Annotated in this window: 9 protein-coding genes; all 9 read left to right on the forward strand. The window is 45.3% G+C overall.

Annotated elements, in window-relative coordinates; translation table 11 throughout:
* Positions 1–68 precede the first annotated feature (68 nt).
* Complete coding sequence (locus tag QUB39_RS09245; RefSeq protein ID WP_015211743.1) at positions 69–485, forward strand: XisH family protein; 417 nt, start codon at positions 69–71, stop codon at positions 483–485.
* The gene (locus tag QUB39_RS09250) at positions 473–802 is read left to right on the forward strand and encodes a XisI protein (RefSeq protein ID WP_015211742.1); all 330 of its coding nucleotides are present in this window, start codon (positions 473–475) and stop codon (positions 800–802) included. The genes QUB39_RS09245 and QUB39_RS09250 overlap by 13 nt, the downstream gene beginning before the upstream one ends.
* An 800-nt stretch (positions 803–1,602) precedes the next feature.
* Positions 1,603–1,860: a hypothetical protein gene (locus QUB39_RS09255; protein WP_333260872.1), complete on the forward strand. Its 258-nt coding sequence runs from the start codon at positions 1,603–1,605 to the stop codon at positions 1,858–1,860.
* A gap of 474 nt (positions 1,861–2,334) precedes the next feature.
* On the forward strand, positions 2,335–2,757 hold the full coding sequence (locus QUB39_RS09260; RefSeq protein WP_333260868.1) for a plasmid mobilization protein: 423 nt from the start codon (positions 2,335–2,337) through the stop codon (positions 2,755–2,757).
* Positions 2,758–2,867: 110 nt separating this feature from the next.
* Complete coding sequence (locus QUB39_RS09265; RefSeq protein WP_333260865.1) at positions 2,868–5,234, forward strand: hypothetical protein; 2,367 nt, start codon at positions 2,868–2,870, stop codon at positions 5,232–5,234.
* A gap of 21 nt (positions 5,235–5,255) precedes the next feature.
* On the forward strand, positions 5,256–5,972 hold the full coding sequence (locus QUB39_RS09270; protein WP_333260862.1) for a hypothetical protein: 717 nt from the start codon (positions 5,256–5,258) through the stop codon (positions 5,970–5,972).
* Positions 5,973–5,988: 16 nt separating this feature from the next.
* Positions 5,989–9,240 (forward strand): hypothetical protein, encoded by a 3,252-nt coding sequence (locus QUB39_RS09275; RefSeq protein WP_333260859.1) that lies wholly within the window; start codon positions 5,989–5,991, stop codon positions 9,238–9,240.
* Positions 9,241–9,245: 5 nt separating this feature from the next.
* Positions 9,246–10,253: a hypothetical protein gene (locus tag QUB39_RS09280; RefSeq protein WP_333260856.1), complete on the forward strand. Its 1,008-nt coding sequence runs from the start codon at positions 9,246–9,248 to the stop codon at positions 10,251–10,253.
* A 264-nt stretch (positions 10,254–10,517) separates the two neighbouring features.
* Positions 10,518–11,648, forward strand: a complete 1,131-nt coding sequence (locus QUB39_RS09285) for a hypothetical protein (protein WP_333260853.1) — start codon at positions 10,518–10,520, stop codon at positions 11,646–11,648.
* Positions 11,649–11,671 lie beyond the last annotated feature (23 nt).

The following is an 11,671-nucleotide window of genomic DNA, read 5'->3' on the forward strand; positions in this document are numbered from 1 at the left end:
TTCGCTTCGCAAATCTCTGTAGTATACTTGTGCTATCCTAACAATTAGCTTGAAAACAAAGTTTCTTAATGTCAGCTAAAGATTTCTTTCACAATACAGTTAAAACATCTCTCGAAAAAGATGGGTGGACAATTACAGACGATCCTCTATTTATTCAAGCTGAGGATATTGATTTTTACATAGACTTAGCAGCAGAGAGAATCCTAGCTGCTGAAAAAACTGGTCAAAAGATAGCAGTAGAGGTAAAATCTTTTCTAGGAGCGTCAGACGTGACTGAGTTTCACATAGCACTTGGTCAATGCCTCAACTACCGTTCAGCCTTGAGATTGACAGAGCCAGAGAGAACTTTGTATTTAGCAATTACAGTTGATATTTACGATGAATTTTTTAGTCGTAAATTTATTCAAAGAGTAATTGCAGAACATCAACTCAAATTGCTTATTTTTAACCCCGAACGAGAGGATATTGTTCTATGGAAGGAATGAATTACCGTGAAGTAGTGCAAACAATTCTTAAAAGTCATGCCAAAAATCGGTCAAATAGCCAGACTGAAGTCCAACTGATATTTGATACGGAACGCGATCGCTATCAAGTTCTTAATATTGGTTGGCAAGATTTAACACGAGTATTTGGCTGTATCATCTACGTGGAAATTAAAGATGGCAAAATTTGGATCGAACGGGATGGTACAGAAATCGGAGTTGCTAACGAATTAGTAGAAGCTGGAGTTCCTAAGCTAGATATAGTTTTAGCGTTTAAAGCTCCCTATAAACGAAAATTTACTGAGTTTGCTGTCAGTTGAAAATGGGAGCGATCGCATTTAGTCATTTTGATAAATATCCCTCTTTACTCTCCTATTAAACATTTGCCACTGATTCGTCACAGTTTATGTTTGTTCGCTCAGCAATTTTTCTTTCAACTCCTGACATTCTTGGGCTAATGGGATGCCTAATTCTGTAGCAATGGATAAGGCATAATCGCAAGTCTCAATAGCTAGAGGGATGTAGCCTAAATCCGCTGACTCATTTTAGCGATCGCTTTCTTAATCCGCTCTGTTGCCTCGCTGGTCCAGGTACTAACCCCACTGATATTACGACAAAGGTCAGGTTCTTCTAAGAAATAGCACCTGCTAACAAAAAGCATGAGTTGCATCCTCCACACAGAGGGTGCAACTTTTTGTGAGAAAGAAAAGATCGCGATTGTTACTGAAAGCCACAAAAAGCTTTATATTTTAACCCTTCTGTTTCCTAATATTTCCTAATTTTTCCTAATTTCTCCTACTTGTCCCTAAAATTTCCTAAAATTTCCTCTAAATTTCATAAATCTTAATTAACTTAAATTAACTTTCGCTGCTTTTAAATAGATTTTTTGTACTCCGACACCTCTTGAATCCTCCGAATTAGTACGCTAGTCGCATAGCAAGCCATGTCAAATAGACGTTATAGGGGGGTAAAAATGAGTAAATCGCCCAAATCACCCAATTGTCAGAATTTGTGCAAAGGGCAACGACATATCTTCGCTTCAGCACAAGTGGCTGACGGATACCTCTTCTCTGGCTACCGCCAGTAAGCAGGGTGCTCACTTGCCCTTAAAATCGACCAAATGCCACAGAAACACTACACGCCCACTGAAATGGCGCATCCAACCAATGCTACCGCCCCTGAACCAAATGCGATCGCCCTGCCTGACCATTGGGCGCAACCGGATTTTAACTTTGGGGATGCAGTGACAGACAATGAAGAATCTTATATCGTCATAGGTTTGGCAATGGACACACACTTGGACATTTGGAAATACTTGTGTCGCACCCCGAACAATACAGAGCGATTCTTCTGGGAATATCAACTCAGACTTGCTTAAACTTCCAGCACGAAATATTAAGACTTTGTTGAGCGACGGCGATCGCAAACCAGAAACCGTCCTCAACAACAAAGTACGATTGGCTGCAAACCATACTCAACAATAATGCACTTTGCCAACTTTCAAACAACAACATAGTCAAAGGCTACAAGCAATCCAATCCGCAGTATTCACCCTCCCATCAGCCATGTGGATGATAGAAACTGCTCTGGTAACTTCTCACTAATGCGACTTGTGACCGAACAAAACATAAACCGAAAGAAACAGCCTCATCTCCAACAGAATTGCTGAAAATTGAATCAATAAAAGCAATGGATGAATTACGGCGCAAACCTTACCATCAAGGTTCAGGAAATTGTAGCCAGCATCGGTTGCTCAGGATTAAGTTAACTTGATGCCAACAACCGCTCTGACCTAATCCCTTGCTGTTTAACTTGGCCTTAATAAACCATTAGTTAGCCCTAGAAAATTGATGTGCTTACAACTGCAAGTTTCCCCAAAAACAAACTTTCCAAACCTAACGGAAAGACTGAAGTAGTCCGAGTGCGCCTAACCACCTTTGAAAAGGCAGATTTAGTGAAGCGTGCCGCAGAAGCAGGTGAAAAAAACCTGTCTGACTACTTGCGCAAACGCGCTTTTAGCCCTAACCGCACAGTCCCCGCTATCAATGAAGGAACTTGTGTCCAACTGCGAAAAATGAGCGCGCACATTTGCCAAATGACCAAAGGTGTAGAGACAGCAGTAAAAGCAGGGCAGTTACCCAAACAAAGTCTAGAAGTTCTGCAAAAATTCAGCAGAATGCTAGGCGAATATCACCAAGAACTAAGAGGGAAAGTCAGGAGAGAACTTTTGAGCGAAACCTGCGAACAAATACCCCCGCTTGTGGATTACCAATAAAGCGATCGCTCAACTAGCCAATAGTCCTGTTTGACAATCTCAAGCGCTGCTGAAAGTTCAAGCTCAAACCTAATGATAACCTCAATTTTCCTCGTAGGAGGTGAGAAAGTATGGCGGCAAAACTCTCAACTAAGCCCAACTCCAAAAGACAATTTTCTGCCCCAAAGCGTACTTGGTCTGTCCTAACAGCCACAGATCCCAAACACGTCAAAAAACTGGAACACATTCAGGAAACCCTCGATGCTGCAATAGAAACAATCCAAGAAGAAGGTGGCATTGAGGACTGGGAAGATTTCAAAAACTTCGTTGAATCCTTCAACAAACGACCCGACAGAATCAATGATTCTGGCAATCAGAAAGCTAGTGTCAGCATGGATTTAGTTACTGAAGGAAAAGGAGGCGAGGTATCTGGCTTTGTTTTCTATTTAACTAAAGACCCCAGCCAGAGAACCAGCGGTGTCTATTTAGTTAAAAATTTGAAACAGGCTGGCGTTGAAACGAAAGACAATAACAATTACTATACTCCATCCCAAATTATGGACTTAATCGGGCTGGATGCCAGTGATGAATTAGAGGAGGACGGCATTTCCGAAGAATTTGATGAAGAACTAGATGATGAATTGGAAGATGACTTAAGCGATTTAGAACTAGATGATGAATTGGAAGATGACTTAAGCGATTTAGAAGAAGATGCAGACTTTCCCAGCCACCATACGCAAACTCGCAAGTCATCGCAGTCCAAACGCCAGCTAGGAAAGTCAGTAGCTTCTCAAAAAAATGCCAACAAAACCCAAAAAAAGGAGGAAGAAGATAATATTGAAGAACTACTTTCTGATGATGAAGATACTTCTATCTCCAATGGTGTATTGGGCAATATAGCTAAAAATCGCCGCGTTCTCAATCAGAATGATAACGGACAATTCAAGCAAAAAGTTGCTGAACAGCCCGACGCAAAATATCCCTTCCTCGATACCCTTGAAACTGTTCTAAAAGAAACCGATCGTCAAGGTGCAAGTGTCGCTTCTATGGGAAGCGAAATTAACGGATTAACCGTAAGTGGCTTAACCGTCCAAACTGTCTCTTTAATGGGTCTACTTGGAGCCAAGAGTATTGGGGATCTAATTGATTACATTGAACGAGCGAGGGAAAAGGAACAGGCAGAAAAACTCGAAAAAATTCTCGAACAAATTGACTCATTAAACGATCGCGCCGACCGAGTTGCGACTCGTGCTAAACACGCTGATGTCATTTCCGGCATAGAGGCAATAGATACCCGCACTGAAAAACTTGCTGAACGGGCTAAGCAGGTATTAGAACCGCCTGCTGCAACTGAACCAGAGGAATTGGAAACGAGCCAGCCTCAGAGAAGCGATCGCGACATTGAAGCCAAGGTGACCAAGGGAATTAAAATCAGCAATCCCGAAACCAAGGCAGCTCAAATTGGCGAAAAGATTGGCGATCTAGAGAGCAAGCTCAACCCAAACTCCCAGAAATCTAGACCTCTACAGCTCGATAAAGATACCAGCATCAGCGAACAGTTAGACCAAATTCAAGACTATTTAGGCTACCTCTCAAAGAGGTTGGATCGCCTTGAAAGTATCGTTGACAAACTGGAACATAAAATGACCGTTCAGATGCCTGTTGAATCAGAATTTAATCCTAATTCACAAGGGCCAGAAACTCGTCAAAAAGTTCAGCCCACAGTTACTGCACCTAACAGTATCGACAAGGAGGAAAGCGAACCAGAGGATCTTCTTAGCAAAATGGTAGCTCAAACAAAAGTACAGCAGCAGCGAGAAACTGTAGCAGATTGCTTGGTCAATTATGCTTTCGCTACGGGGCAGTCTCCCCAATCGGGTATTGCTTTTGATGGTGGCGGCAGCTTGAATGTAACTGCTGAAAACAACGAAGTTAAAGTTGTCGTAAAAGGCAGCGATAATACCGAAATTTTTTCGGGAACCAAGAATGGCGATCGCTGGAAATTTGAGCCGGATCGAGACAAACTAACTCCCGAAGAAAGAGAAGCCATTTTCAAATTGCCTCAGTCGGAAGAAGAATACAACAAGCTAGCAACTGCCCAGGCTTTAGTTGAAAAGTTTCAGGACACCTTCCCCAAACGCTTTAGCGGGGAAAAAGATCCAGTGTTTCCTTGGAAAGAATCGCGTCGTGAAGACGGCACGACCGGGGCAGTCAAATACGAATTTGAAATCCTGGATCTGCCGGACGGGTCAAAACAACTGATAGGAACTGACCCCCGCCAAGGTGACGCACAAGTGTTCGATGCCGTTCTGGTCAAAGGAAAGCCACCAGAGGTTCGGCAGTGCCACATTGCTGTTGAAGAAATGGAAGCTGTAGTCGGCTCCCCAGAGCCACAAAAAACTCAATTTAGAGATTCTCAAGCATCTAAAGACTACAACTATACCTCGCCAGGACGCAAAGAACAGTCGCGAGAAGACCGGAACGAATTGCAAGCTTAAACCACTTTGAGGAAAAATTCAATGCAAAACGATTACTTGAACAACAACTACCGCTCTCATGACGATCGCGCAAGGGTTACTAACCTAGGCATTACCCACAAGCGCCGCAGCCCTTTTAGCACATTCATGCGTAAATTCAAGCTCAATAACGCCGATTTAGCCTTCATTGCAATTTGCCTAATTGCAGCCATTTATCTAACTCTTGTCCAGCCCTTATTTGTCAGCGTATTTAGCTGTGCATCTCTGGTGTTCTTCGGACTATGGCAAATTACCCGCAGCGTTCCCATCCTCGAAAAACTGCTGGGCAGCAAAATTCGCTTCTGGCATTTAGCTGTCGCTGTCATAACAGTAACAATGTTCCTGAATAACTTTCAGACCCCAGCACAAGCCATTTTTCTAAGCGGTCTCCAAGCGTTTATGACCAATCTAGCAAGCGAAGCTGGAGCAGCAGGAGGAGGAACAGCCATTGACGAATCAACGATCGTTTTAATTTTCAATGCCATTCGAGGCGTATTTCTCTTGCTAGTAGCCGCCGCAGCTTTATTCGCTTACAACCAAGCGCAACAAGGCAATGATTGGCGTCCAATTGTCACCCAAATTGCCCTCGCCTTCGGCATTGTGATTGCCATAGACGTAATAACGTTCTTGTTCGTCGGCGACGGCAGCGGTACTACAGCCGGCTTGGTTCCCAACCTTCCTCCGCTGGGAGTGATTACAAGTTTGACCTTTTGGAACTAAGAAAAAGGAGTCACCAATGGCTTTGCGAGATCCCGAAAAAGACTTTATCAGAGTCAATAAAATCCTGGGCAAACAAGCAAGTATCGGGTTTATTCCAGCCAATCAAATTCTACCTTGGTGCTTCTTGACCGCCATTGCATACATCTTAACGATGGGTCTATTTAGCCTGGGACTGGGTTGGTTCTTCACTGTCTCGCTTTGGCTGATTGTAAGCTGGTGGCTCCTAACAGGAAATCAACCCCACCTTTTTACTGACAAGTTCCGCAAGCCCCCCGGAGATGAGTGGTGCAACGGCGACAGCTTCTATATTTCTCTCATCTCTTCCCTGCGCCCTCCTAGCATCCAAGGCAAGCCTTACGATTCGCAAATGCGAGTCAAATTGAAGCCCAAAATTGTACCCAATCAATATGGTGGAAGGAGCAAATTTATGCCTTTCCAAAATGAAATTAACCTCTGCTGTTTGGTGGAAATTGAAAAAGATGGCAGGCAAGTGTCTGGGATGCTCCTCAATAACGGGACTAACTACCAACTGGTATTTGGATTCCGCCTCCGAGGGCTTCACAACCTACTGTTTAGGAACGAAGTGTCGGCATTTGCAGCTTCTCTTGAAGAAGGAATGAAAGACATCCCACCCAGTGAAAAAATTACTTTCTGCGCCGGCTGTTACAGCAGTGATGCTGCGAGGCAAAAAGAGTTAGAGCAATTGGCTGACACCGCTGAACTCCAACCCGTATCTGTACTGCTCCGAAATGAACAGTACCGCCTCCGCCAACAAACTCATCAAGGTACCAGGCAGGTATGGGAGCAAATTGCTTTCTGTACTTGGACGGCCGATAACGAAGGCGAAACCATCTCCAGGGATTTCATTGGCCAAGCCATTGATGGGGTCAAAAAATTGTGCGATTCGATTGTGGAAACCATTGCGGGTAACACGCGAATTTACAGAGAGCAATTTTACACGAAACTGCTACTCAACTCTTTTGAACAAGGATTCCTCCGCTGGGAAATTCTCCTGAATACCAAAATGGGACTCGAAATTAGTCCCATGAATTCATCTGAACTTTGGGAGTGGCTGTGGCAGCGATTTAACAGCAGTAAACCACCGCAAATCCCTCAAGTTGTTAAACTTGAAGAAACGCCTTCTGGCTATCAGCTCAGTGAAATTAAGACGACTGAAAAACACATTTCTACAGTTTTGATTGAAGGAACGAATGGCGTATCCTCCTGCCCCGAACACCGCAAGAGCCACAACCGCGTCTATCTGACGGGAAAGGGGAAAGAATGCGCTGTTCTGACAATGTATGACGCGCCCGCAGGCTGGATTAATACCCGCCAGCAATTGAAATGGATTTGGGAGGTGATGTCCTCAAGCTACGTCCGCGATACAGAAGCTATTGTAGAAATTAGCGCCGGAAATTCCCTTGTAATTAATGATAACTTGGCCCGACAAGCGAAAGGAGCAAAAGCCGCTAGCAGCAGAGCTATAACTAAAGGGCAAGGGCGCGATATTGGCGCTGAAATTAAACAGGAGGAATCTTTCGACGCCCAGCGCCGGCTTTACCAAGGAGCCGTACCCCTCAATGCAGCCGTTGCCTTTTTAGTGTACAGAAACACTGCGGAAGAATTAAGCCAAGCCTGTAACGTACTCTCTAATAGTTTTGGAACTGCGAAAGTCATCCGCGAGCGGAACGTTGCCTGGGATATTTGGCTGCAATGCCTGCCCATTACTTGGAAATGGTTGCTGCATAGCGGTTCATTTTTGAGCGAACGCCGCCTCACCCTCGACACTGAAACTGCTGCTGGAATTCTGCCACTAACAGTTCCCCGCGATTTAGATAAAAAAGGAGTTGAATTTATTACCCATCGAGGCGGAAAGCCAATTTTTATTGACTTGTTCTACAGCCAAATTAGCCGCGCTTTAATTACTGGCGAATCTGGTTCAGGCAAGAGCGTTTTGGGGTGGCGTTTTACCGTTGAAGCTCTGGCGAATAATATCCCTGTTGTCGGGATGGACATCAGCAGCGGGGGTAACAGTACCTTCAAAACCGCGATCAAACTTTTGGGCGACCAAGGCGCATATTACGACATCAGTCAAGGATCTAGCAATTTAGTAGAACCGCCAGACCTCCGCAAGTTCGACAAAGCTGAAAGAGAGCGGCGGATGGAATCTTGGAAAGAATTTATCCGCAAAGCTCTGGTGGCGATCGCAATGGGCAAAATTCACCATCCCCACTTAGCCCAGCGGGTAGATTCAATTATCCTGCGAATGCTCGATATGTACCTTAGAGATCCAGAAATCATCGCTCGCTACAACAAGGCATTTGAAAGAGGGTGGCAATCTCCCGAATGGCAGCAAATGCCAACTCTCCAAGATTTGCTGAGGTTTTGCAGCAAAGAAAGGCTCAACCTCAAATCGTTTGAAGAACTGGATAGGCTAGCCATCAATCAAATCCTCAGCCAAGGAAATGCTTTGCTAACATCCCGCTTGGGAAAAGCGATCGGTCAGCCCAGCACGTTTTCGCCGGAACCTGCTGTTAAGTTCTTTGCCCTATCGGGACTGTCTAACGAACAAGATGCCTATTTAATGGCAATTAACGCCCATGCTGCTTGCATCCGCAACGCTCTTTCTCACCCAAAAAGCTTATTTATTGGAGATGAATTGAGCGTCCTACTCAAAAAAGATGGTTTTGCATCAGTTGTCGGCGAACTCTGCGCCACTGGCAGAAAAGATGGCATAGCTGTCTTGCTATTGAGCCAAGATTTTGATGCTATCTGCGAATGTTCCGCAGGAGCACAAATTCTGCAAAATATGGTCTACCGAATTACCGGAAGAATAACCAATTCTGGGGTGGCAGCCGCTCACAAATATTTGGGGTACGATCCGCAAATTATCAGTTCAAATGCAACGGAATCTTTTCTGCCAAGAGCTGCTGACCTCTACTCGTGCTGGCTGATTGAGAAAGGAGGAAGATTTTGGCGATCGCGATTCTACCCCGGAGAGATGATGTTGGCATCAGTTGCTAACAATCAAAATGAAAAAGAAGCCCGAGATCGCATCATGGCTCAATATCCTCCTACCCTCAAAGGGCAGCTTCAAGGGCTAAAGCATTTCACCCAAGAATACATTGCAGCAGTGAAAGAAGGAAAAGGCTTCGATCACATTGGTCAAAATTTAGAAATTACTACCATAGCTGCCAATGCTCAGCAAAAAATGGCATCCGACTTTCACAGCAACAATTCTCAATTTTTTGCAAAAATACCAAAATAACTCCCATGAAATACCGACTTCAATTGATGCAGCAACCTGCTACAAAACTCGCAGCAGTTTCCCTGTTAGCCAGCTTGGAATTAATCGTTCAAGTCAGGCCAAGTTTAGCTCAAGCAACTCCTCCTTTCGTACCCGGTACACAAGGAGTCGCGGTGAAATCTCCAACCCCAAGCGTTTTCGTGCCCGGTACACAAGAAACGGCTGTGAAAGCTCCAGCCCCAAACGCTTTCATCCCAAGTACACAAGAATCGGCTGTGAGATATCCAGCCCCAACTGCGGGAAGTTTCTTAGCTCCCATTGAAGATGTTTTCAAACAAGTTAACGATTTTATCGGCGACATCCAAGGTTTCGTGCAAAACGAGCTATTTGGCTCTTTAAACGAACTCCTTTCCTCTTCTCTCGGAGCTATCCAAATTCCTGATTTGAGCCAAGTCAGCAGCCAAATTATTAAAGCTCCAACATCCCAGACAGAAGGAACGAAACTGTCTGATTTACTCGAAACTAAGTCGAGCAAATTAGACGGCAAAGGTTCATATACCATCATGTCTGACTTAGACGCTCAAGCTCAGCGCAGCGCCGCTATCGGCATAGCTGACGGAGCAACCCTCAGCAAAGAAGCTCAAAACAACAGCTTCCAAGTGTTAGAAGCAACTCGACAAGATACCGAACAAAACGTCCAATTGGGCGAAGAATCGCAGAGCCTCGACGTTACTCAACAAATTCTCCAAAACCTCTCGCAGCAGACCGCATTGGGCGCACAAGTCCAGATGCGAAATTTACAGGAAGCTCAGCAAGCTCGCACAGATCGGGCCATTAATAACGTGCTGCTGTCGCAAGCTGCTAAGGAAATATCCGCGATCAACACGGGCGAGCGCCGAGGCAGCACTGCGTCTGGAAACCAAGCCAGCTACCAGGCGGGAATGCTGATGCTCCCCGGCGGCGGCTACTTGGGAAAACCGAGTGGCAGCAACACAACCCCGATTTCAACTAACAGGTTCGCCGCTCCCGATTAATGCTCCGAGCAGTTAAATTGAATCGGCAATCGTCTCTTGGCTTAGCAAAGATTTTGACAACACAAATTGAGCGTAGCTATTGACTGTATCGCTCTAAAAAAAATTGTCAAGCATCGCTCTTAAAAAGTTTGTCAAGCGCTTCTAACACGGCTGGCTTGAATGCAAAGTTGGGGAGCAAGCAGACATCACCGATGACTATTGCCTAGTTTGCGTGCAGACTGACCGTGTTGTTGAATACAAAGTTGAAGTTTTTCCCATAAACAAATGAGAGAATTTCTAGCACAAATTACATCACCGACAAGTGGTGCAGAAGGGTCATCTTTGGACATTGTGAGCGAGTCAATTAACCTGGCTAAGACTACCTCAGAATCTTGGGACAAAGTTTGGATTAGCACGATTGACCCGATCGCTTCTGGGCTGTGGGTCGGTCTAGTATCGCTCGGCATCACCCTAGCAGCCGTCAGCATCCTCTTCTTAACTCTAAGCAGCGGGAAAGACATTATCGAAAAGCAGTCATGGTCAGAACTGGCAGCACTGTTCGTCTGGCCGCTCGTCATCATGCTGTTCCTCGGCGCTAACGGCAAATTGCTAGCAAATACCGTCATTTTTACCAGGAGCTTTGCTTACAGGCAAGTCCAAGGTGTCCTCGAAGCGCAACTAGGAGAAATGACATTTAGGGACGCGATCGCCAACGTCACTATCAGCAACATCGGCCGGCAACAACTAGAAAATCTCTACGGCGAATGCCGAAATAAAGTAGGAGAAGAACTGGTTACTTGCTGGAATTCCAAGCAAGAAGCTGCTCAGAAAATTGTTAGCGAAGCTGAAAGGCAAGCCGCCGGCTCAGCCCCTCTGCAAGCGCTGCGGGCTTTTGCTGAAATCCTCTGGAATAATAGCTTACCCGGCGCTGCTCAAGATGCCGCGACTTTTATAACTGACCCCGGTTCAGTGTTTAGAGAAAAAGCAGTGCCAATCATCCGATTTATTCTATATAGCATCCAGTGGGCGTTTGTCAACATCCTTGAAGCAGCGCTCTTGCTAACAGCACTCTTTTCGCCGATCGCGATGGGGCTGTCGCTGCTTCCCTTGCAGGGCCGACCGATTTGGGCTTGGGCAACTGGATTTCTGAGTTTATTTGGCGTCCAACTTGGATACAACATCGTCGTCGGATTGGCAGCCACCGTGCTAGTCAATTCTGGAGCCGAATTAGCTAGCGATGTTGCCTTTCTCTTTTTAATCAGCATTTTTGCACCCGGATTAGCTCTATTAATCGCCGGCGGAGGAGGAATTGCCCTGTACAGCGGCATCGCTAGCAATGCCAAACAACTCATCGATGTTTTGAGCAGCGCTATAGGAGCAGCCGCTAATTTAGCAATGAACAAAGGATTTAAGTGATGTCAATGTAACTCGGAATTGAG

The sequence above is a fragment of the Microcoleus sp. AT8-B5 genome (assembly GCF_036705565.1).
In the GTDB taxonomy this organism is placed as follows: Bacteria; Cyanobacteriota; Cyanobacteriia; order Cyanobacteriales; family Microcoleaceae; genus Microcoleus.